The following is a 23,929-nucleotide window of genomic DNA, read 5'->3' as shown; positions in this document are numbered from 1 at the left end:
GGGATCTTTTCCGGGCAGGACAAGAGCCTGCCCGGGAAGGAGCGCCTGGATTACTTCTTGGCGGCGCGTGCCCCGATTCCGGCAAAGCGCTTGTTGAACTTGGCAACCTGGCCCCCCGTGTCGAGCATACGCTGGACGCCCGTCCAGGCGGGATGCGACTTGGGATCAACGTCGAGACGCAGCGTGTCGCCAGCCTTGCCATAGCAGGAGTTCGTCTTGAACTCGGTCCCATCGGTCATGATGATGGTGATCTCGTGATAATCGGGATGAATGCCGGATTTCATGGGGATGTCCTCGTTGAAATGCTCCGATGCCGACCGGAGCGGATGGCGGGGCTATAACGGAAAGAAACGGTCAGGGGAACGACAAAAACGCAGAAACTTTTGGCAGCGCTGTGTTTTTTCTATCGATCCCTTCACCTTTAGCCCACATTCTGAGCCAGCAGGGCGCGCTGACACCCACTCAAGGTGCCCAGCGAGGCTGGCCATGACCGGATAACAACACAGGAGTAGTCTATCGATGTCCGATCTCAGATCAAAGCTGCATACACCGGGCTGGGTCGCGGAATTCCAGAAGTTCATCATGCGCGGCAACGTTATCGACATGGCTGTCGGTATCATCATCGGTGCAGCCTTCACCTCGATCGTGACAAGTCTGGTCAAGGATATCCTGACACCGGGGATCGGTCTGCTGACGGGTGGTATCGATTTCTCGAACATCTTCGTCACCCTCAAGGGACCTGTTCTGCCCACGCTTGCCGAGGCGCAGAAAGCGGGCGCAGTCACGATCAATATCGGTGTATTCCTGAATGTCGTGATCCAGTTTCTGATCGTGGCCTTCGCCGTGTTCTGGCTGATCAAGTTGGTGTCGCGCTTTCAGCGCAAGCAGGAGGCTGCACCGGCCGCGCCCCCGGCTCCGACCAAGAGCGAGGTCCTGTTGACCGAAATTCGTGATCTGATTGCCAGGGATGCGGGCTGAGCCCACTTCCCGGGTCGCGCGCTGCCTGACTTGGCGCGCGCGCCCGTTCGGCGCATGATCTCCCCATGCGCCGTTATACCGCTCCCCTTGCCCTGATAGTTTCGCTCTCCATCACGGCCTGCGCCGGACAGGGAGGGGATCGCATGATGAGCAACCGCTCGCCGAGTGTCATGCTGACCAGCTATGCTATTGCCAATGGCATGGCTGAGCATGGGCTGATCACGAAGATCCTGCAGCATCAGGCAACGCGGGCTGAAATCGCGAAGCTGATCGCGATCGATCACAATACGTGGATCGCCATCAAACAGGCTGCCCTCTCGCCAACCGAGGATCATTACCGCGCGGCGGACGAGGGAATCCTGCAAATTCTCAGCTATTCAACGCCGGTAGCCCAGCCTCCAGCTGCGCCTGCGCAACAGGATGCGCAACGCCCCTAAGTCTGTTTCCGTCCGTACAGGATAAGGGGCCGCTACGTCTCACGGTAAAAAAAAGGCGCCCGATGAGGCGCCCTTTTTGTGGAATTGCGATGTCGGGCAGCGCGTCAGGCTGACTTGCTCCGGCGCAGACGCTTCTCTCCCATCAGAAGCAGTAGGGGTGCAGCGATAAAGATCGAGGAGGATGTGCCGACCACGATACCAAACAGCATGACGGTGGCGAAGCCTGAGAGGCTGTGGCCGCCGAAGATTGCGAGGGGGAGTGCTGCGAGGAACACTGTCATGGATGTGCCCAGCGTACGATTCAGTGTCTCGTTGATGGACAGGTCAAGTAGTTCGCGCAGCGGCATGGTGCGGTATTTACGCAGGTTCTCGCGCACGCGGTCATAGACAACGACCTTGTCATTCGTGGAATAGCCCAGAATGGTCAGAATGGCCGCGACCATCACGAGGTCGAACTGGAAGCGCGTGACAGCCAGGAATCCTACGGTCTTGGTCAGGTCGAGAACGAGCGTGATGACCGCGCTGACCGCGAACTCCCATTCGAAGCGCACCCAGATATAGACCAGGATCATGGCGAGGCTGAGCCCAAGTGCCAGCAGGCCATTGCGGAACAATTCGCTCGAAACCGACGCCCCTACGGCATCGGCGCGCAGAACCTGGGTTCCTGGCTGAGCCTCGACAACAGCGTGACGCACGGTATCGACCAGATTCTGCGTTGCTGCTTCCTGATTCGGTCCTGCCGGCGGCGTGTCGAGCTGGATCAGAACGTCACGATCACTGCCGAATTTCTGCAACCCGGCAGCGGAGACGCCATGTGCCGCCAAGGCCTGCCGTAACCTGTCAAAATCTGCAGGGCCCTGGGTCTGCGCCTCGACCACGATGCCGCCATGGAAATCGAGCCCGAGCTTGAGACCGGGGACGAAGAACAGGACGACCGACAATGCAGAAAGGATGGCGGAGGTCGCGAGCCCGGCGAAACGGCCGCGCATGAACGGGATATGCTTGTCTTCACGGACGAAGCGGAAAAGGGGACGTGAGAGCATCGCTTCAGACCGGCAGTTCAGTGGGACGGGTGAGGGCGTACCAGCGCACCATGAGCAGGCGCGAGAGCAGCAGCGTTGTGAAGAGCGTGGTCACAATACCGATCGTGATCGTCAGGGCAAAGCCACGGACAGGGCCCGTGCCGAACACAAACAGCATGACATGGGCCAGGAACGCCGTCGCATTACTGTCGATGATCGTGGATGAGGCGCGCTCGAAACCGGCCTGCATCGCAGCGAGTGCCGTGCGCCCGCGACCGACTTCCTCGCGGATGCGCTCGTTGATCAGGATGTTGGCATCCACCGCCATACCGAGCGTGAGCAGCATACCGGCCATGCCGGGCAGGGTCAGCGTTGCCTCGAACAGCGAGAGAATGGCCGTCATCAGCACGAGGTTCGCCAGCAGCGCGACATTCGCGTAGAGGCCGAAACGCCCGTAGAAGAGGGCCATGAACAGGATGACCAGAATAAACCCGACGCCAAGGCTGATGGCACCGGCGCGGATTGAATCGGCGCCAAGGGAGGGACCGATAGAGCGTTGCTCGATCACGGCCAGGGGAGCGGGCAGAGCGCCGGCGCGCAGCATCAGAGCCAGGTCGGTTGCGGCCTGGGCCGAGAAACGACCCGTGATCTGACCATTGCCCTGAGTGATGGGCTCATTGATGACCGGCGCCTCGATCACCTTGTTATCGAGCACAATGGCAAAGCGCCGACCGACATTCTGGGTGGTCGTCTGAGCAAAGGCGCGAGCGCCCGCGCGATTGAACGAGAAGCTGACGGCCCACTCACCGGTTTTCTGATCGATGGTTGCGCCGGCATTGGTCAGAGCAGCGCCATCGACCTCGACATGATCCATTACGGGCAGGAGGACATTGTTCTCGCTGATATCGGGCATCATCGTTGCGCCCGGCGGTGCCACACTGCCTCCCGCGCCATTGGCGAGGAGACGGAAGGTCATCTTCGCCGTGGTACCCAGAAGACGCTTGATGTGCTCGGGATCGCTGATGCCTGGCAACTCGACGACGATGCGGTCATCGCCTTGGCGCGTGATCTCCGGGTCGACCGCGCCGGTTCCGTCGATACGACGACGCACGATCTCAATCGACTGGCTTACTGCTTCGCGCGCGCGCTGCTTGAGGGCGGCCTCGTTGAGCGTCAGCGTGATGCGACCCTGATCGAGAGCCGCTTCGACATCACCGCCGTTGCCAGTGAGGGGAGAAAGGGCGGCCAGACTCGCCTGACCTTCACCGGCATCGCGTGGCAGGAAGCTGAGTACGCGTGAGGCGGAATCCTTGCGGAAGTCGCGATAGCCGAGGTTCTTCTCGATGAGGACCTGCTTTACCTGATCTTCCAGCCCCTGAAGCCTGTCATCGACAAGGCTTTGCTGATCGAGTCGTAGGAGCAGGTAGGACCCACCCCGCAGATCAAGACCGAGATGGATCTGATGCCAGGGCAGTTTGGCCGAGGGTGCACGCATGAAATTGGGCAGGCAGAGCAGGAGGCCGAGGAAACAGACCCCGAGAACTCCCAGCATGGTAGGCCGACTATAGTACATCATCGAGCGGAGCGGCGTCCTTCTTGTAACGACCGGAGATCAAAAGCTACCGCAGGGCGGTCAGGCTGCGGGAAGATGCCGGGTGGCGCAGCGCGTTGCAACCTCCCTCTTGGCCCTGCTACACCAAATTTCATGATTTCAGACGCCCGTGAGCCAGGAAAACACATGTTGAAGGTCGGAATTGTCGGAGCCGGACATTTCGGCCGGTTTCACGCTCTCAAGGCGCGTGACTGCGGTCGTGAACAGCTCGTCGCGCTTTTCGACCCCGATCCGGCACGAGCAGAGCTTGTGGCCGGAGAGGCAGGGTGCGCCGTTACCGCCAGCCTCGAGGCGTTGATCGCCCTGGTTGATGCGGTGATCGTTGCGGCTCCCGCCGAGCATCATTTTCCTGTCGCTGCCGCATGTCTCAAGGCCGGAAAACATGTGCTTATCGAAAAGCCGATAGCGGCAACACTGGAGGAGGCGCAGGCACTCGCCGCCCTCGCGAGTGAGAACGGTTGTGTACTGCAGGTGGGGCATCTGCTGCGCTACTCCTCCGAGCACAAGGCAATCTCGGAGCGTATCGGCAAACCGCTTTATATCGAGGCGACGCGTATTGCGCCATTCAAGCCACGCGGCACGGATGTATCGGTCATACTTGATCTGATGATCCATGACCTCGATCTCGTTCTGTCGCTGGTAGACTCACCGATAGACTCCATCGACGCAGTAGGCGTTGCAGTTTCCAGCGATCATGAGGATATCTCGAATGCGCGCGTGCGCTTCGCCAATGGCTGCGTCGCGTCGATCTCCGCCAGTCGCATCTCGCTCAAGACCGAGCGCAAGATGCGCGTCTTTTCAGAGGAGGGCTACCTGTCGGCTGACTTCGTGCAGCAGGAGCTGACGATGATTGGCCGTAAGCGCGGTATGCCGCTGCCGGGTACAGGTGGCTTCCGACGTGAAGCGCTCCGTTGGAAGGATTGCGATTGCCTCGCAGCCGAGCACGACGCTTTCGCTGCTTCCTGCCTGGACGGAGCGCCCATTCTTGTGGATGCGGAAGCAGGAATCAGGGCGCTCGATGCGGCCATAAGGGTGAAAGCCAGTATGGACGACACCCGCGCACGGATGGAGTTGTCTGGACTGATCGGCGAGCATTGAGCAGCCAGGCGTTCTGGCGCTTGCAAGGGCGCCGGAGCAGATCCTCTTATGCGCCGCTTTCGATTTCTTCCTTCTTCATCTCCAACACCAGCCACTCCTCTTCCGCCGTGGTGAGAGCGGCTTCCGACCGGGTGAGCGCTTCGCTCGTGGTCGCAAACTTTTTCGGGTCCTTGGTATAGAGCGATGGGTCGGAGAGAGTATCGCGCAGAGAGATGATCAGCTTCTCGAGCCGATCCATTTCAGCCGGAAGTTTCTCCAAAGCCAGCTTGTCCTTGTAGCTGAGCTTTTTGCTCGTTCTCTCTGTTCTTGCGCTATTTTTTTCTTTCAGCTCGGACTGTGTCGCGCTGCGCTCGGCGGGGGCCGTGCCGCCAGACTGAGCGAGCATATCGCTGTAACCGCCGGCATATTCGATCCAGCGGCCATCACCCTGGGCGACAAGGACCGATGTGGCGACGCGGTCGAGAAAGTCACGATCATGGCTGACCAGAAGAACGGTGCCGGGATAGTCGTCCAGCATCTCCTGCAGCAGGTCGAGCGTCTCGAGATCGAGGTCATTGGTCGGTTCATCGAGAACGAGAAGATTGGACGGCTGGGCGAGAGCGCAGGCGAGGGCAAGTCTGCCGCGCTCACCGCCAGAGAGGACGCCCACTGGCGTGCGGGCCTGTTCCGGTCGGAACAGAAAGTCCTTCATGTATCCAATCACATGACGTTTCTCTGTGCCAACCTGCACCATGTCTCCACTGCCGCCCGTCATCGTATCCGAGAGCGTCATGTCTGGATCGAGGCTTGCACGACGCTGATCGAGTGTGACGAGAGAGGTGGACGGACCGATCTGCACGCGCCCTTCATCCGGCATGTCCTCTCCGGTCAGGAGGCGCAGCAAGGTTGTCTTGCCCATGCCGTTCGCGCCCACGATGCCCAGTCGATCGCCTTTGAGCACACGGAGGTCGAGGTCGCGTACCACGATACGCTCGCCAAATCCTTTCGTGACACCCTCGGCAACCGTTGTCAGCTTGCCTGTGCTTTGTGCCTCCGACACGGTCAGTTTCAGAGCGCCACGAAACTGGCTGGCGATGTCCTTGCGGCGAGACCGCAGAGCCGCAAGCTCTGCGACGCGGCGCACGTTGCGTTTACGCCGAGCTGTCACGCCGTAGCGCATCCAGTCTTCTTCGCGCGCAATCTCCCTGTCGAGCTTGTGCGCGGCCAGTTCCTCGAGCGCGAGAACCTCTTCCCGCCAGTCCTCAAAGCGCGCGAAGCCTTGATCGAGACGGCGCGTGACCCCCTGCTCGAGCCAGACCACCGCGCGGGAAAGCGTCTCGAGGAGGCGACGATCATGGCTGATCACGATCATGGCCGATCGCATCGCAGCGAGCTCCCGCTCAAGCCAGGTGATGGTCGGCAGATCGAGATGGTTCGTCGGTTCGTCCAGCAGAAGCAGGTCCGGTCGTGCTGCAAGAGCGCGAGCGAGCGCACAGCGCCTGGCTTCACCGCCCGAGAGTGTCGCCGTGCTTTCCTCGCCAGTCAGACCCAGCTCGGCCAGCATGCTCCTGGCCAGATAATCCTCGTCCGGCTGCAGATCCTGAGCCACGTAGTCATAGCTTGTTGGATAAGCGCTGAGGTCCGGCTCCTGCGGCAGATACACGACCTTGATGCCGGGTTGCACGAAGCACTGCCCTGAATCGGGTGTGATCTCACCGGCTGCGATGCGCAGAAGCGTTGATTTCCCGGAGCCATTGCGGCCCACGAGGCAGAGCTTCTCGCCTGGTGCGACGCCGATTTCGGCTCCGTCGAGCAGAGGGCGTCCGCCCAGAGTATAAACAATATCACGGAGATGAAGGATCGGTGCGGCCATGCCCCTATGTGTCGCACAGGCCCCGGTGATGCAAGTCAGATCGCTTTGAGCCCGCCCGTCACGGCCTGATAGGTGGTAATGGCCAGCGTTGTCGGTTCGAAGGGCTTCGTGATGATGAAGGAGGGTTCCTCCTGCTCTCCCGTGAGGAGGCGCTCAGGATACGCGGTGACAAAAATCACCGGTGCCTGATGATCTTTCATGATACGCCCGACCGCGTGCATGCCGTCGCCACCGCCACCGAGGTTGATATCGGCCAGAATGAGCCCGGGTCGCGTCTCTTTGGCGATCCTCACGGCATCAGCCTCGGTATAGGCCACTCCTGCGATACGGTGACCGCATTGCTGAACGACGTCCTGGATATCCATGGCGATGATCGGCTCATCCTCGATAATGAGCACGCTGGTCTCGGCAACAGATCGCAATCCGTCATTGGCCTTCGAGATGTCGGCGAGGATATCCGCCTCCGACCGATCGAGAATGAGCGCGACCGCGCTCAGGGGCACTTCCTCAAGCGAGGTCAGCAGAAGGACGTAACGCTGTGTCAAAGTAAGAGAAGACGAGGCGTGGAGGCTCTCGCTTTCCATCCCGAAACAGGTGATGATGGAGCGGTAGAGCCGGTACCTGACTCCCAGATCATGCCCTCCCTTGCGGGTCATCATATCCTTGATCGCCAGAGCGACAAGCTGGTCGCCCTGTTTCTGGCTGCCTTCAAGAGCCCTTGCAAAACGGCGTGCAAAGGGCAAGGCTTGCATCAGGTCTTGGCGCTCTGCATCGACCATTGATTAACGAAGCTCCGGAAAGATGTGCGAACAAAACGCGTTCTGTTGCGTCAGGATGGCACTTTTTCAGAGAGCAGCAAAGAGGAATGCTTTGAGCGACGGTGGGGAGCAGGGGCACTGAGCCCGCACAATCAGGAGAGCGGAAAGCTTGAGGGGGCTGCGGCTGACCCCGTGCGCAAGGGAATTGCCGTCCATCTTGGCGATCTGCGCGGCTTTGCGCGGTACCTTACGCGTGACGTGGCCGCAGCGGATGATCTCGTGCAGGATACTGTTCTTCGTGCGCTCGGCGCGCGTCACCAGTTCCAGGAGGGGACCAACATCAAGGCCTGGCTCTTCACCATCCTGAGGAATGTTTTCCTGGAGCAGCGTCGCAGAAAAGCGAAGGAAACCGAAATTCTCTCCGGTATCTCGCGGGAGAGCGACGAGATGTCTGACAGGGGCGCCGCCCTTCAGGATCATGTGCTCGATCTCTCTGTACTCCTTTGGAGACTTCCGCAAGTGCTTCGTGAAGCTCTCATCCTGGTTGGCGCTCAGGAGCTCAGTTATGAGGAGGCGGCAGCGATCTGTGACTGTCCGGTCGGAACAATGAAGGCGCGTGTTTCCCGAGCCCGCGCCAAGCTGGCAGAGCTGGCCTCGAGCGTTCCGTCTACGCCCATGACGGAGAGCTGAAGGTGACGCATCCGGACGCTTTCAGGCCGCGAGAAAAAAATTTAGAAAATTGCGAGGCGATGCAACCGATCTGGAATGCCGTTCATTCCTCACATGAAAAGCACCGAGCGAAGAGGATTTTCGCATGACCAGCTTCCATGACCAAGTTATCCAGATCCTTCCCAAACTGCGTGTTCAGGCTCTCTCGCTGACCCGCAACCGTTCCGCCGCAGAAGATCTGGTTCAGGATGCGGTCTGCAACGCCCTGGCCGCTCAGGACAGCTTCATCCCCGGCACGAATTTCTCTGCCTGGATGCATCGTATTCTGCGTAACCGTTTCATCTCCGACCTGCGCAAGCGCCGCGAGACGACGGACATCGAGGATGTGCCCGCTTCCTCCTTCGCAAGCAATGCGACCCACGAAGATAGTCTTGCCCTCAAGGACCTCTCCCTTGCCCTCTCGCGCCTTCCGGCGGATCAGCGTGAAGCCTTGGTCATGGTTGTCGTACAGGGCATGAGCTACGAAGCCCTGGCAGAAGCAACCGGATGCGCGGTGGGTACGGCAAAAAGCCGTGTGTTCCGTGCGCGCCGCCAGTTGGAGGCCTGGATGACCGGGGACCTGCCTGCGAACGACAAGCTTCGGATCAAGGTTGCGGCTCTGCGTTCCACCCTCGACGATCGCCGCCGCAAGGGTCTGAAGTCCGACGATCTGTTTTCGTTCTGAGCTATGCCACGCTTCGCGGATCTCTGATCGTCCGATGCGACATCTTTGCATACATGGGAGGGGAATGAGCGTGGCTCGTTCCCCTTCTTTGTGATTGCATCTTTCTTTTCTTTCAAAATGAGTTGATTAAAATTCGTTAGTGCAACTCGTTCGCCGGCCCATTGTTAAGATTGCATGGGTTGGTTTCTTTCGTTGAGGTGAGAACATGACTGGGGGAGAGGACGGCGTGCCCGAGAAGCCCCGCCAGACCATGTCACCGGGCGAAGCGGAGAACCCCTTCGATATCTGGCTCAAGCGTGGCTTGCACCAGCTCTTTGACGACGTCGCAAATGAGCCGATCCCTGAAGAGCTGTTGCGGCTCATTGAGGATGATCGCAGCGAGCAGAAATAGGCGTCCGGGCTAGGAATGAGGCTAGTGGTACGGGCAGGGTCCCATATGAGCAGCTGCGAGCATTGAGGTTGTCTGCCATTATAAAGATCAGGCGACGGTCGGGCCTCTTTGACACTGTTGGCTCACGTGTCATGACCCTCATTATCTGCACTTCTCTGCCTCTGGCGTGCGTGGCTGGCGTTTTGGCATGGCACACGTACCAGGCGACATCGGACAACAGCTTCGATCGTACAAGGGCAGACGCAATCAGCGCCCGGCATGAAATTGCAGCCGATCTTGGTCGTGCTCAGGGTGCCTTGGAAACGCTCTCACAGATCACTTTGCATGAGGAGATTGCGCCGCGCGCGTTCCAGCTCGTGCAGTCAATCAGCCAGCAGCATTATTGTTCACTTGAGCTGATTAATGACAACGGCAAGGTGGTCGCCTCAAGCCTTGGAAGTGAACGCGACGGCAACCCGTGCCAGCGTGATCTGCTTCCTTTGGCACGATTCGATAGCGATGTCGCTCCAGACGGCCTCAGTAAATTGCAGGGTGACGGGGGTGGCGCGGTGTTTCTAGCGGACGCGGTCCCGCTGGTGCGATCACATATCAAGCTAGAGTATGTCGACCGCTCCGGCGCGATAGTTCCAGGAATGTTGGTTGCGTATCGGCCACTTATCAACGAGGAACTTGTGGCCAACCGACAATATGCCCGGCCTCCTAGCGATTCACAGAGTGGTGAGACGGATCTCTGGTTATACTCCGGCTCTGGCGTACCTCTACCGCTCACTCCCAGACAACTGGTTTCGTCGCCCTGGGTAAAAGAGGCCCTGGACCGTCTCGAGGCCGACATGAAGACGGCGCGGGTACAGGATCATTTCCGAGTAGGCAGCGTCTACTACACTCTGATCCCGGGATACGGTCCGACGAGCATTGTTGCCGTTTCAGTACGTAGCCCTGCCGAAGCCCGCGCCCTCCAGCTCTTCCTCGCCCGAGTAATGCTCATCGTACTCATTCTGGTCGTCGAGCTTTTGCTCGTGGCCCTCGCGGCACAACGCTATCTTGTTGAGCCGCTGGAAAAACTGGCTGCCAGTGTAGCTGACTGGCGGCGTCACGGCACGTTCCAACCCGATCTCCCGCATGCGCTTCCATTCGAGATCAGGCAGATGGAGAGGGCTTTCAGCCGGGCAACGAAGCGTCTCGATCGTCATGAGGCGCGACTGCAACGCGCTACCAAGCAGCAGGACGTGCTCATTCGCGAAATTCACCACCGCGTCAAAAATAACCTGCAGATCGTGGCATCGCTGCTGAACCTGCAGGCGAACAGAATCAAGCTTCCCGAAGCACGGCAGGAATTCCACCTCGTGCGGGACCGGGTCAGGACGTTGGCGACCCTCCATCGTTACCTTTATCCTGAGGGCGGCTTGTCGAGCCTCGATATCCGCGCCTTCCTCGAGGAACTGGCCAGCCAGATCTTCACTGCAAATAGCCGACTGAACGGGTCTCGCATCAGCCTTTCGCTTGATCTGCAGAGCCTGCCGGTAACACCTGACCAAGCTGTTCCCCTGTCGCTCATCGTCACTGAAATTGTCACCAACGCCCTTCGGTATGCCTTTCCCGACGAAAGGAGCGGCACTGTGCGCATCAGATTGGCACGTCAGGGCGATATGGCGGTCCTCAGCATTGAGGATGACGGGGTAGGGCTCGCTTTTCAGGGTGACACAAACGAGGACAAGCGGGAGGGCATAGGACTGCAACTGGTTCGGGGGTTCGCGCGTCAACTCGGGGCAAAACTCGATATTTCGTCGGAGGCGGGGACGATATATCGTCTGGAATTCCCTATTCAGACTCTACGGCGTCATCTGGCTTAAACGTCGCCGGGCGCCGCGAGCTGTCTTCATCATTGGAGAGCCGCTTCAGAGTTGTGAGGCACGGTTCTGCCGACCTGAGCACACACCCGTTCATTCGTGTTTCGGAATGCGCTCACCCACACAACTGACCCTGCGTGTCTTTGATCCTGAAAGCAGTGAGGCAGTAACGCGGCAGGAAACCTGCGCACTCCGGAGTCTCATGTCTTTCCGGCGGACCACACTGTCGGCATCAGAAGCGTCTCATAACTCATAAGGGAACACGCTCTGCCTGATGCATAGACTACTGCATGTATACCCGAGCGCCCTTAGCGAGAAGCGAACTGACTGATGACGGGTTGAGCGCTCAGCCATGCACGGGCGTGTCTGCTCCGCCTTCAAGCGTTGCCATCGGTGCTGGATGGACGCATCAACGGTACCACGCCTTTCGCCCTTGGGATTGGGCCATCGCGTGCGTCTTCGCTCTTGCGACGCAGTCTGCATGATTTCGGGCGCTGTAAAATAATCAAGCATCTTCTAGGCGCCGTTGGGCGCGTATTGCCGAGGAGTAGTTTGTTATCCGGATGTTAGTCGAGGCGAGGCCCTCACCAGCGATTAGCACGACCCCGGGTCGATCAGCCGCATCAGTCCAGGCAAGGCCCGGCAGTTCACTATGAACTATCAGGCCTCCCCGTCTGTTGGTTCACGAAATCGTCTTCCGGCAGTCCTCTGAAACCGCAATCACGGCTGACCAACTTTCGCATTACACAAACGGGAGGCTGAATTGGACCTTGGTGTTGCACACAAGTAACGGGTTGGAACGGGGTGTGATGAGCGTGCCTGGGGAAAAATTCACATAAATGCGAGTGATACCGAAGTCCAGGAACCAAATCGGGCGTAACCGTAGCGTATGCATTCCCGCCTCGGAGACTATGGTCCGCACAGGCTAAAGAATTTCCGAGTGATCCCACTCTGTTTCGTGATCAAAATTGTGAAAATGCAAAGGGAACGACTATTCTTTTTCGTCGAGACTGAAAACGAGGAATGAAGACGTTAAATTTTTCTGGAAGTTTTGGAAATTTCCAGGATTAACGATGATTGTTAACGTTTTTGGTAGACTATTGACGGCATGTGCTCGAAAATAGCACAGTCTGTTTCCAGACCATGGATTCAATGCTGCGCGATGTCGAAAGATCGTTAATGTTTCGTTCAATTGTCAGACGACAATTTTGCCGTAATACGCTTTCTGTAGCGGGAACGCTTGGTCTCCATGGTGTGGCGCTCGCGCAGACCCAGGGATTGGGTGATCCAGACTGGGAATTGTACAAAAAACGTTTCATGAAGCCCGACGGTCGCATCGTCGATACGGGCAATCATGATGTTTCGCACTCTGAAGGTCAGGGTTACGGTCTTTTCTTTGCCTCGACATTCAACGACCGCACAGCTTTCGACAAAATTCTGGAGTGGACCCGGAATAATCTGAAGCATCGCGATGGGAATCTGCATAGCTGGCGCTGGTCTCCCAATGCTCCGCACGTGCCTGACACGAATAATGCGAGCGATGGGGATCTCATGATCGCGTGGGCGCTCCGTCGCGGCGCCTTGCTATGGCGTGTAGAAGCCTATCTCGACCAGGCAAAGGCGATCATCCGGGACCTCGGCGAAAAATGCGTACGCAAGATCGGGAGCCGTCTTGTGTTGCTGCCTGGTATGAAGGGTTTTGACAGACCCAAAGCGGCGATCGTCAACCTGTCCTATTATCTGATGCCTGCTCTCGGTCGTGCAGCCTCCCTAGACCCGTCTGGACCGTGGAAGACTGTGATGGATCATGGGCAGCAGCTTCTCCTTGCAAGTCGCTTCGGGCTCTGGGGTTTGCCGCCCGACTGGCTCGCAATCGATCGCAAGTCGGAGCGTATCTATCCCGCTGCGAGCTTTGCGCCCCGGTTTTCCTATGACGCTATTCGTATCCCCCTTTACTTCAAATGGGGGAAGGTCATGCCGGCGAGCCTGAAGCAGTCCCTATACGCGGTCAGCCAGAACTACTCGATGACGGCCCTGCCGGGGTGGATAGATCTGATGACCGGGGAGCGATCTGCCTACAATGCGCCCCCAGGATTCCGGGCCGTTTACCTGCTTGCTCTCAATGGCGCCGACGCGCTGCCTGATCTGCCAGGGTTGGCCGAGAGCGATGATTATTATTCCGCATCACTGACCTTGCTGGCCAGGATTGCGTCGATGGAGTTGGTATGATGCCCGATAGTTTCAAAATCCTGCAGGAATCCTTCGGCGATCAGCCTCCTCTTCCTGAGCAGGAGGGGTTCCATGATTTCAATGCGCTGTCACGCATAGCGCCCCCCCTTGTGACGCCTGATGAGGGGGAGGACACGCGTGCCACTCAAGCGCACGTACAGGCCGTCTCAGGTGTGCGGATTGACCCTTCTTCAGGAGAAGCGAAGTCTGGTCGTATCGCACCTGATGAGGCGGGAGCAGGCGCGCAACCTCGAATGGCAGACACGTCGGTCGCCACGCCAGCCCATATGTCCGTTCCAGTCGCCAGCGCGCCAACCCCTGCGCCCCCCGTGGCACCTTCGGTCAACGCTCCTGCTGGTTCAGTTCATTTCGGAGCGCAGGTACCTGATGCCCGCCAGGCTGGTATGCTGAACCTCGGCGCTCAGCGTCCAGCATCACCTGATTTCATGGCCTCTGCGCCAACGAGACCATCACGCGCTGAGATACCTGAAACTACCCCGACATCACGCGTGTTCGTGCAAAAACAAGCCGATGACGGCGTGACAGTGACGCCTCAAGCGATGGCCGGGGAAACCGATGAGGCATGGCGCGCACTCCCAGTCTCCGAGCTTCTAGCCCGTCTCCGCGCGGCCCCGATTGCCAAGCCCGAGGTCCAAAGGCGGCTCCATGGAATTTTCCGTCGTTGAGCTGCGCCCTTTCTGCACCAGACTGGAACAAGAAAAAGTAAGATGACATTGATCTGTGTTGCGTCCCCCAAGGGCGGTGTCGGAAAGACAATGGTTACGGCCCATCTGGCCGATGAGATCCGCAGGGCAGGGGCCTCGCGGGTGATCGCGATAGACCTCGATCCTCAAAATGCGCTGAGGCTTCACTTCGGTGTGCCTATGTCGCACCGTTACGGTCTCTCCGCCTGTATTGCTTCACGACAATCCTGGGCCGGCGCGGCGATTCATACATCGAATGATATCTACCTCTATCCGCACGGGTCTCAGCCCCTTCACGCCCAGGCCGCCTTCGAACAGGTGATCAGGGACGATCCCAGCCTGATCGTGTCGGAAATTGCCGCCCTTGCGAAACAGGCGGATACTGTCGTGATCGTCGATACCTCCCCGGGTTATTCAATCGCCTTTTCATCAATTCTTCCCTACGCAGACCTCGTGATCTCAGTCATGACGGCGGAAGCGTCCTGCATTTCGCTGGTTCCTGAAATACACTCTGCCAGTTGCTATGGAATTGAGGAGCGTGAGGCGGCACGCTTCGCGCATCGTATCATCGTCAACCGCTTCGACCCGCTCAGCCGTGTCAGTTCGATGGCTATGCCGCAAATTCTGCGTCGCTTCGGGCCCATGCATCTGGGAACGATCTGCCGTGACGAACACGTGGGCGAGGCCTTCGCCAGCCAGAAACTTGTTCAACATTATGCCCCGTATTCCCGCGCTGCGGCCGATCTCGAACAGGTCGGCTCAAGGCTAGTCCAGACGATTAACAGCCTGCATTGAGGCGAGGGGACAGATGAAGCACGTCAGACGCGGCATATCGATCCTCGACACCTGGATCGATGATGCGGCCCATTCACGGACGCGCGCAGCGATCCGCACTAGCCTCGTTGTCGTGGCCGTGTTCTGCATGGTTATCGCCGCTTTCGTTCATCTCAATCTGGCCGGTCAGACGATTGTCTGTTTCGTCGGTATTGGTCTGTTTTTCCTGATCAATCGGCATAGCGGCCCCAGAGCGACGCTCGTGCTCAAAGGCCTCTCTATCATCGTGTCTTTGCGCTACCTAAGTTGGCGCCTTACGGAAACGCTGAATTTCAGTTCCTGGACGCAATCCGTTCTCGGAACGGTTCTCGTGCTGGCGGAAATCTACGCATTCGTCATGCTCATATTGAGCTATTTCCAGTCCTTGCATCCGCTGGGCCGCGAAGTCGCTCCAATGCCCAAAGACGTGTCGATCTGGCCTTCGGTAGACATCTATATCCCGACCTATAACGAGGAACTGCGTATCGTTCGGCAAACGGTGCTTGCAGCCATGGGGATTGATTGGCCGAGCGACCGGATCAATGTCTATCTGCTGGATGACGGGCATCGTGAGGAATTCCGCGAGTTCGCGGAATCCTGTGGCGCCGGTTATATCGCGCGATCAGAGCATAATCATGCCAAGGCTGGAAATCTCAATCACGCGATGCAGATGACGAAAGGCGAGCTTATCGCGATCTTCGACTGCGATCATATCGCGAAACGCAGTTTTCTGCAGGAAACGGTCGGCCCTTTCATGACCAAGCCGCGTCTGGCACTGATCCAGACGCCGCATCACTTCTATTCACCGGACCCGTTCCAGCGCAATTTTTCCCACGGGGCCGTTGTTCCACCCGAAGGCAATCTTTTTTACGGATTGATTCAGGACGGAAACGACTTCTGGAACGCCACATTTTTCTGCGGGTCCTGCGCCGTCATCCGGCGCGCAGCCTTGCAGGAAATTGGCGGTGTCGCTGTTGAAACCGTTACGGAAGATATGCACACCGCGCTCAAGCTGCAGCGCCTTGGCTGGTCGACGGCCTATCTCGCCAAGCCGCTCGCCGCGGGTCTGTCTACCGAGCGTCTGATCCTGCATGTGGGGCAGCGTATGCGCTGGGCGCGTGGCATGTTGCAGATCCTGAGACTGGATAATCCGCTTTCCGGGCCTGGGCTGAATTTTGCGCAAAGGCTGTGCTATTTCGCGGCTATTGCCAGCTTTCTCTTTGCCATTCCGCGTCTCATCTTCCTCACCGCGCCGATGGCTTACCTCCTTTTCAATCAGACCCTGATTGACGCTTCGCCATTTGCAATCGCCATCTATGCGCTTCCGCACCTCGTCCATAGCGTTCTCACATCTGCGCGCACCAACAGGAACTGGCGCTACTCGCTCTGGAGTGAAGTCTACGAGACAACGCTTGCCCCGTTCCTCGCCCGGGTGAGCGTCATGACCCTGATCTTTCCGCGTCGCGGCAAGTTCAACGTGACCGAGAAGGGGGGGCTGCTCGATCGTTCCTATCTGGACTGGAGCGCCGTCTATCCGAATGTATATATTGCGGTTGTCTTGTTGATCGGTCTCGGCGTCGGGATCTTTCGTCTCGCGCATAACCACAACGACTATATCGTCTCGAACGCTCTGATGATGAATATCCTGTGGGTCACCATCAGTATTGTCATCGTGCTGGCCGCCATATCGATTGGGCGCGAGTCAATGCAGATCCGTCATAGTCCGCGCGTCGATATGGTGATCCCCGTGACGGTTCGTACCGCTGATGGCCGTATGTTCCAGTATACGAGCGAGAACATGTCGTATGGTGGCTGCATGTTGCATGGTTCAGCTCCGGTCGAGGCTTTGCCGTCAGGCAGCCTCATCAATGTGCTCGTCCCCGACATGGCTGAAACATACGCCCTGCCAGCCAAAGTCATCCGTGCCACGAACTCGGGTAGCCTCGCCCTCAGCTGGGCCGCCACAACCATCATCCAGGAGGCACAGATTGTGCGCGTCATCTTCGGGCGTCTCGACGCATGGTCATCATGGGCCGATTACAAGCCTGACAGCCTCCCTCGCTCCATCCTGCTCATTTTTCGCAGCATCATCGACTTGTTCAAACCCGCAACGTTTCGCAAGCAGAAGAGAGGTGTTGCTCTCAAGCCTCGGGTGACGCAGGCCGTCCCCCCCAAAACCGCAGTCATTGTTCGCCCGAAATCGGGTCTGTTACGCGTTCTGGTGGCAGGTATTGGCCTTTGGAGCATCGCCCCGGAAGCACGCGCGCAGCAGATGCCGGCGGACCTCCCCCTTCCGGGCAGCGCTGGGGCTCTTCCCGCCTCCGCTGTGCCCTCGCAGCCCGCGCCTGCCGCATCGGCATCGGCGCTACCGCAGGCAGCTCCAACCAGCCCAACACAGAGCGGTGCTTCCGCGGCAATTATCCCTCCCGCGTCGCTCACCGACAACAACCCTTCCGAACCGGTTGCCCCTGCGAGAGAAGAACTCGAGAACGCCCGCACCACATCGTGGAGCTTCACGCAGCTCGGCAGCGCCGACACGCTGATCATGACGCCATGGATCCCGATTCAGGGCCTGAATTTCGGCGTCCCGGCCTCGGAGGTTGTGACGGCCGCCACACTCACCCTGCATGGATCCCTGTCCCCGGACATGTTGCCAGCCGGTAGCGGTGTGACGATCTTCCTCAATGATCAGTTCATCGGCGTCATCCATCCCGATAAGAGCAAACCTCAGTTCGGGCCATTGTCCTTCACGGTCAATCCGCTGTTCTTTCGTGAACACAACGTTCTGACATTCCATTTTGCTGGTCAGTACACGCTCAGCTGCGGGGATCAGACAAGTCCGCTCCTCTGGGCCAAGATCCTCGGTCAATCGAGCCTCTCGATTACGTCGGCGCCGCTGCCACCCTCGAGGGATCTGGCCGCACTCCCGGCGCCATTCTTCAACGAGGCCGTTCTTACGCCGGCCCGTGTTCCCTTCGTGCTCATGAGGCAGAGCTCGCCTCGTACGCTCGAGGCCTCTGCAGTACTGGCCTCGTGGTTCGGGTCACTGAGCGATTACCGCGGAGCGAGTTTCCCGGTAATGTCTCAGCTCCCACCCTCAGGGGGGGCGGTCGTCGTCGGTCCCGCTTCGGCAATCGGCCAGTATCTCGGGGGGCAGGCCCAGATCACGGGCCCGACGGTGTTGGAGACCGTCAATACGAATGATGCCTTCGGCGCGGTGCTTGTCGTCACCGGTCGCACGGATGAGGAGGTTCTGGCCGCTGCCCGCTCGGTTGCCTTTGGCAGCAAAGGCTTCCCCCATGAATCGCGTATCCTGACACCGACCGTATCAATCGAACCACGCAAACCTTATGACGCGCCCGGTTTCGTGACACGCAGCCAGCCGATCCGCATTGGCGATCTCGTGGCGCTCTCGAGCCTTCAGGGTTACGGCTACGTTCCGGGCACGATCTCGGTGCCATTCCGCACCACGCCGGACATCTATACCTGGCGCGATCATCCTTTGAGCATGCATTTTACAGTGCGCGGCCCGCTTGGTACCGAGATCGACCGCAGGCGTTCACACGTCGACGTGAGTGTGAATGGTATCTACCTCAAGAGTGTGTCTCTCGACCCGCCCTCCGATCTTCCGAACTGGCTCCGTCGCTTGTGGCCAGATGCGTCCAAGGCTCAGACAGCTCATGTCTCGATTCCGCCTTGGGCGATTTATGGTGCAAACACGCTTGGCTTCTATCTCGAGAGCCGTCCCATCGGGCGACGCGACTGCAGCGGCATGACGCAGGACCTGCGCATGAGCATCGACCCTGATTCCACCATCGACCTTACGAGGGCCTATCACTATACCCAGCTTCCGAATCTCGCCTATTTCGCGAACTCGGGCTTCCCATTTACCCGCATGGCCGATCTTTCCGACACGGCGGTCGTCCTGCCCGCCAGCCATTCCGAGGGCACTGAGACCGCCTTCCTCGATCTGATGGGCATGATCGGAGCCTCCACCCATTTCCCGGTTTCAGGTCTGACCGTTCTTCATGCTGACGCGGTGACCGACACCGAGACACGCAACCTGATCGTCATGGACACCAATGTCAGTTCCCCTGCGGTCGAGCGTTTTCTGCGCGGGACGCCTTACAGCTTTACCGGGACGACGCTGAACTACACCCGATCCTCTGTCCTTGAGCCGTTCAGATTGTTGACCCGTGCCCTGAGCAATAGCACGGAAGACGGTCGCGAGAGCACGCTCCAGTCCCTGAGTGCTGCCACGTCGATGGGCGATGGCGGTGCGCTGATCGAGCGCCGTTCTCCATTTTCATCAAGCGCAACCATGCTGCTGATGCTGAGCGAGAATCCGCAGGGGCTCGAACGTCTGGTGCAGACCATGCGTGATCCCAAGACCCAGCCCATGATTCAGGGTGACCTGACGCTCATCAACGCCAGTCATATCCTCGCGACCCGCAACCTTCCGACCTATGCGGTCGGGTCCCTTCCATTCTGGTTCTGGCCTGACCTTTATCTGGGCGATCATCCTTTCCGGGTCATATTGCTGGCCGTTTTCGGTGTCGGGCTGGGTGTGCTCATCCTTTTCCGTGTTCTGACTTCTCACGCCAGACGGCGCGCTCAGGAAATCCATCGTGACCGATAATCGACGCAAATTGTGCCGCGCTGCCCTGCGCACCGCGATTTACGCTAGCATCCTGCCCGGTCAGGCATTCGCCGACGGACCCGCGACCGTCACGTCCCCCGGTTTGCAGTCCTCGGATACGAGCCGCATCCTGCCGGGTGTGATCAAGCGCGCGCGTTACTGGTTTGAGCATGGGCGTATCGATGATGCCCGCATTGCGCTGAACCAGGCCAAACAGCTCGCGCCGAGCGATCCGGATGTGCTGGTCCTGGAAGGGCAGATGAGCCTGCAGGAAGGCGATATCGCAACCGCGCATCGTCTGCTCAAGCAAATTCGCGACCATAGCAACGATCCCGACGCGGGCCGCCTGCTCGATATGGATCTGCAGGCGCGCTCGGCACCCGGCGCAGACATCGAAAACGCCCGGGCTCTCGCCAGAAGGGGCGCGACGGCGCAGGCCGCCGCAGCCTATATCAAGGCGTTTCCGGACAGACCGCCTTCGCTCTATGCCCTGGAGTATTACCGCACACTTGCGGGCGTTCCCGACCAACGCGGAAAGGCGCAGCAGGGTCTGGCAAAGCTGGTTTCCGGCTCGCCCGATAATGTGGAATACCAGATCGCCTATGCCCAGTCGCTCGTCTGGGATGAGAAGACCCGCGTCTCGGGCATCCAGAGACTTGAGGCGCTCGGCAAGATGCCCGGCCTCACTGAATCACAGCGGCAGCAGATCAGCAGCACCACCCGTCAATCCGTTCTATGGCTTCCCGCGACTGCGGCGTCGGACCCTGTCATCACCTCCTATCTGGCATCTCATCCAGAGGACAAGGATATCCAGGCCTTGAGAGGAAGGGCGCTAGGCGGGACGCTTAAGCCCTTTGAGATTGAGCGCCAGAAAGGCTGGGATGCTCTGCGGAGCAATAATCTGCAGGGGGCGATCGTGTCTTTCAGGCAGGCCCTCACCCTCGCGCCCAACGATGCGGACACGCTCGGCGGGCTCGGTGTCACCCTGTTGCGTCAGAAGCGCGATGCCGAGGCACGGACCTATCTTGATCGCGCCATGCAGGCCGATCCGGCCTCGGCAGACCGGTGGCGGGCGGCGGCCAGCGGTGCCGTGATGAATGATACCTATGCGCGCGCCAATTATCTGTTCGCTCATGAGCGCTATGCCGAGACATTGGCCCTGATCAATCCGCTCATCGCTCGTTCTCCCGGTCAGACCTGGCTGAAGGCGATGCGTGCCGATATTCTCGAGCGAACCGGGAGGCGCGATGAGGCAATTGCCATCTATCGCTCGCTCCTGACCAGCGAGCCACGGAGCGTCTCCTATCGTGAACGCCTCGTGCGGGCGCTGATCGAGGATCGTCAGTATGGCGAGGCTAATGCGGTATTGTCGCAGAGCCCGGTCCCCAATCCTCAGCTCAAGGCGATGATCTACGACAACCAGGCCAGCCTTGCGCCGACCCAGACCGACCGCCTGGCGATCCTGCAAAAGGCCGATCAGGACAACGCCCTCTCGCCCTGGTCACGCCTGCACTACGCGCAGGCATTGCTGAACGAAAACCGGCGCAGTGATGCGAACCAGGTCATGGCACCCCTCATGGAGACTGCTTCACCCCGCGACCTGCCGGGGCTGGAGGCGGCACTCTACTACGCTGCGCAGACTGGCGACGATGAGACGGTCTCGAGGCTACGTGGTCTGGTTCCGGAGCGCGCCATGACGCCGGAACTGCGCGCCGTCCTGCGCAAGGCTGCATTCAGGCAGGAACTGGCCAATGCTCCCACTGACCGGGATTCTGCCCGGTTCTACTTTGCCCATCTCCTTGACCTTGGCGATCCTGACGGGAGCCTGGGGCAGGCGGCTGCCAACGCGCTTTACGACCGGGGCGATGTGGCAGGCGCCTCCCAGCTCCTCGATATCCAGATTGCCCATGCCGGGGGGCGCCTGACACCTTCGCAGCGTCTGGCCTATGCGGGTTCATTTCTGCACATGCGTGACTTGGAGCGCGCACGCCGCCTATCGGCATCGCTCAAGGGTGTCGATCTCACCCCGGAGCAGTCCAACGAGCTCAGCCAGATCGATACGGCTCTGGCCGTCGCGACCTCGGATCATTTCAATGAGAAGGGGAATCGCGCACGGGCTTATGAGGCCCTGGCGCCTGCGCTCGACCGAGCCAATCCGCCCGTCGCTGCCAATCTGGCTCTGGCCCGTCTTTATAATGCAGGGGGGCAGTATGCTCAGGCCTACCAGATCAATCTCCGAGCGGTTCAGCACGATCCGACCGATCTCGATGCGCGTCTCGCCCTGATCCAGACGACGATCGCCATGCACCGTTACGCCGAGGCCAGCGGTTATCTTCAGCAGATGAATGCCATGGCCCCTACGGATCCGCGCAGCTGGTACGCGGCTGCCCAGCTTGATCGGGCGCGAGGAAATATTCGCGCGGCGGTGCGCGAACTCGCTCAGGCGCGTCTGCTGCGCGTGGAGCAGATCGCCCCGAACCGGGGATCTGCGATGAGCAGGGCCAATCCGTTCGCGTCGGAAGATCTGACACTGGCCAGCAACGAGACGGATCCCCTGATCGTGCAAATGGATGACGAGCTCAAGCAGATCAGTGATGCCATGGCGGCCTCGGTCAATATCTCGCCCGGTATCGATAGTCGGTCCGGCTCAGGACTCAATGGTCTGAACAACGTCACCACAGAGGTGACGGGCAGGGTGCCGGTAGGGGGGGGGCATATCCAGCTTTCCGCGACACCGACCTTCATCAGCAGTCGCTCGTATAACAGCGGCGATGTGAATGGGCCGCGCAATATCGGCTACAACCCGCTCACGACAGTGGAGGGAGGGGCGCTCAATCAGAGCAGCTCCTTCAACGCAACCGGTGTTGCACTCGCGGCACGCTATGACTGGAACTGGCTTGCCCTCGATGCCGGCACCTCACCATTGGGATTTGCCGTCACGAATATGCTGGGTGGGGTACGCTTCGATCCCAAGATCGCCCGGAACACGATCCTGTCGATCGGGGCCGAGCGCCGTTCGGTGCAGGATTCACTCGTGTCCTACTCCGGTTTGCGTGACGCATCCGGTGCGACATGGGGTGGCGTCGTGCGGAACCGCATTTTCGCTCAGCTTGCCTATGGCGACGCCAATGCCTCCTTCTACGTACGCGGCGGTGGCTCCTATCTCACAGGGCGCAACACGCGCAGCAACACCGGCTATGAGGCGGGGGCAGGGGGCCAGACGAAAATCTGGGAGCAGGGCAAGCAAAACGTCCATATCGGAATGGATCTCACCTGGTTCGGGTATGATCGCAACGAATATGCTTTCAGCTTTGGCAATGGTGGCTATTTCTCGCCGCAGAACTTCCTGGCCTTCACCTTTCCGGTCACTTACGCCGGAACGTACAAGCAGATTGACTGGCGCGTGATCGGTCGCGCGGGTTACCAGACCTACCATTCCAGTCGGTCCGAAACATTTCCCAATAATTCTGATAGCCAGGCATTGCTCGCGAATGTGGCGCCGCTTTATGCCTATCAGGACGGAAACTCCGCCAATGGTCTGACGGGCGGTGTCTATGGTGCCATCGATTATCGCATGACGCCAAATCTCAAACTCAGCCTCAACGCGGATTATCAACGCGCAGGGCCTTGGAACGAAGTCAGAGCTTTTGTCGCTGCCAAATACAGCTTTCTGGGGACGAAATGATCTCGCCTGAATACACTATTTTTATCCACGCTCTCGCAACCGAACTGGATCACCAGGCCGGTGAAGACGAGAGTAATGCGTTGCTGTATAGCGTCGGCAGCCGCATGGCTGCGCGCCTGCCACTCCCGGAGTGCAAGACAACAGAATGCTTCGAACTTGAGTGTAACGCGGCCCTCGCTCTGATCGGGTGGGGGACTGCCGAACTCGTGCTTGACCAGGAGAGACGACTCTTCCAGATCAGGCTTACCGATGTGCCGCGGGTAGGGTCACTGGGAAGCCCGTCGGGTTATTGGTTTGCCTCAGTCTTTGCGGGGCTGTTCACGGGATGGTTTGCCCAGATGGGCGAGAAGGTCACCATCCAGCCCGTTCGCAATGCGCCGGTTAAGGCAGGGCTTCTGCTTTCGATCGATGCAGGCGGCACTCCCTGAGAGGCTCCTTCAGACAGGCACAGCGCCGACTCTCCGGCATTCC

17 protein-coding genes are annotated in these 23,929 nt (G+C 59.2%); 12 read left to right on the top strand and 5 right to left on the bottom strand.

Annotated features, from left to right (window positions below):
* Positions 1-50 precede the first annotated feature (50 nt).
* Positions 51-284: a 50S ribosomal protein L31 gene (rpmE, locus tag AA0535_RS11955; protein ID WP_127102114.1), complete on the bottom strand. Its 234-nt coding sequence runs from the start codon at positions 282-284 to the stop codon at positions 51-53.
* Positions 285-519: 235 nt separating this feature from the next.
* Between rpmE and mscL the strand changes: the two genes are divergently transcribed.
* A complete protein-coding gene (gene mscL / locus AA0535_RS11950) occupies positions 520-978 on the top strand; it encodes a large-conductance mechanosensitive channel protein MscL (RefSeq protein WP_264816562.1) in 459 nt (152 codons plus the stop codon).
* Between the two features lie 65 nt (positions 979-1,043).
* Positions 1,044-1,415, top strand: coding sequence for a hypothetical protein (locus AA0535_RS11945; RefSeq protein WP_264816560.1), 372 nt, complete (start codon positions 1,044-1,046; stop codon positions 1,413-1,415).
* Between the two features lie 104 nt (positions 1,416-1,519).
* On the opposite strand, the gene secF is transcribed toward AA0535_RS11945, so the two are convergent.
* Both secF and secD read right to left on the bottom strand, forming a co-directional pair.
* On the bottom strand, positions 1,520-2,458 hold the full coding sequence (gene secF, locus AA0535_RS11940) for a protein translocase subunit SecF (RefSeq protein WP_264816558.1): 939 nt from the start codon (positions 2,456-2,458) through the stop codon (positions 1,520-1,522).
* 4 nt (positions 2,459-2,462) lie between these two features.
* Positions 2,463-4,013, bottom strand: a complete 1,551-nt coding sequence (gene secD / locus AA0535_RS11935) for a protein translocase subunit SecD (protein WP_264816555.1) — start codon at positions 4,011-4,013, stop codon at positions 2,463-2,465.
* 162 nt (positions 4,014-4,175) lie between these two features.
* Between secD and AA0535_RS11930 the strand changes: the two genes are divergently transcribed.
* On the top strand, positions 4,176-5,147 hold the full coding sequence (locus tag AA0535_RS11930) for a Gfo/Idh/MocA family protein (protein WP_264816553.1): 972 nt from the start codon (positions 4,176-4,178) through the stop codon (positions 5,145-5,147).
* Positions 5,148-5,193: 46 nt separating this feature from the next.
* Here the strand turns inward: AA0535_RS11930 and AA0535_RS11925 are convergent, their stop codons facing one another.
* Entirely contained in the window at positions 5,194-6,999 is a 1,806-nt protein-coding gene (locus AA0535_RS11925; RefSeq protein ID WP_264816551.1) for an ABC-F family ATP-binding cassette domain-containing protein, read from the bottom strand.
* A gap of 35 nt (positions 7,000-7,034) precedes the next feature.
* Complete coding sequence (locus tag AA0535_RS11920; RefSeq protein ID WP_264816549.1) at positions 7,035-7,778, bottom strand: PhyR family response regulator anti-anti-sigma factor; 744 nt, start codon at positions 7,776-7,778, stop codon at positions 7,035-7,037.
* Between the two features lie 171 nt (positions 7,779-7,949).
* Here AA0535_RS11920 and AA0535_RS11915 point away from each other — a divergent pair, with 171 nt between their 5' ends.
* The 9 genes from AA0535_RS11915 (at position 7,950) to bcsD (ending at position 23,886) form a co-directional block, all read left to right on the top strand.
* Entirely contained in the window at positions 7,950-8,447 is a 498-nt protein-coding gene (locus tag AA0535_RS11915; protein ID WP_373319332.1) for a sigma-70 family RNA polymerase sigma factor, read from the top strand.
* Positions 8,448-8,571: 124 nt separating this feature from the next.
* The gene (locus tag AA0535_RS11910) at positions 8,572-9,150 is read left to right on the top strand and encodes a sigma-70 family RNA polymerase sigma factor (RefSeq protein ID WP_264816547.1); all 579 of its coding nucleotides are present in this window, start codon (positions 8,572-8,574) and stop codon (positions 9,148-9,150) included.
* 250 nt (positions 9,151-9,400) lie between these two features.
* Entirely contained in the window at positions 9,401-9,541 is a 141-nt protein-coding gene (locus tag AA0535_RS11905; RefSeq protein ID WP_264816675.1) for a NepR family anti-sigma factor, read from the top strand.
* A 296-nt stretch (positions 9,542-9,837) separates the two neighbouring features.
* Complete coding sequence (locus AA0535_RS11900; protein ID WP_264816545.1) at positions 9,838-11,391, top strand: sensor histidine kinase; 1,554 nt, start codon at positions 9,838-9,840, stop codon at positions 11,389-11,391.
* Between the two features lie 1,176 nt (positions 11,392-12,567).
* The gene (locus AA0535_RS11895; protein ID WP_264816542.1) at positions 12,568-13,617 is read left to right on the top strand and encodes a glycosyl hydrolase family 8; all 1,050 of its coding nucleotides are present in this window, start codon (positions 12,568-12,570) and stop codon (positions 13,615-13,617) included.
* 728 nt (positions 13,618-14,345) lie between these two features.
* A complete protein-coding gene (gene bcsQ, locus AA0535_RS11890) occupies positions 14,346-15,116 on the top strand; it encodes a cellulose biosynthesis protein BcsQ (RefSeq protein ID WP_264816540.1) in 771 nt (256 codons plus the stop codon).
* A gap of 13 nt (positions 15,117-15,129) precedes the next feature.
* Positions 15,130-19,773 carry a UDP-forming cellulose synthase catalytic subunit gene (gene bcsA, locus AA0535_RS11885; RefSeq protein WP_264816538.1) on the top strand — a complete coding sequence of 1,548 codons (4,644 nt, stop codon included), beginning with the start codon at positions 15,130-15,132 and terminating at the stop codon, positions 19,771-19,773.
* Positions 19,763-23,458 carry a cellulose synthase subunit BcsC-related outer membrane protein gene (locus tag AA0535_RS11880; protein ID WP_264816536.1) on the top strand — a complete coding sequence of 1,232 codons (3,696 nt, stop codon included), beginning with the start codon at positions 19,763-19,765 and terminating at the stop codon, positions 23,456-23,458. The genes bcsA and AA0535_RS11880 overlap by 11 nt, the downstream gene beginning before the upstream one ends.
* Positions 23,455-23,886 (top strand): cellulose biosynthesis protein BcsD, encoded by a 432-nt coding sequence (gene bcsD / locus AA0535_RS11875; protein WP_264816535.1) that lies wholly within the window; start codon positions 23,455-23,457, stop codon positions 23,884-23,886. Before AA0535_RS11880 ends, bcsD begins: the two co-directional genes overlap by 4 nt.
* Positions 23,887-23,929 lie beyond the last annotated feature (43 nt).

Origin of the sequence: Asaia krungthepensis NRIC 0535, from assembly GCF_025995175.1 — a bacterium.
Lineage (GTDB): Bacteria > Pseudomonadota > Alphaproteobacteria > Acetobacterales > Acetobacteraceae > Asaia > Asaia krungthepensis.
Note: the sequence above shows the minus strand (reverse complement) of the source record. Positions and strands in the feature narration are given on the sequence as shown.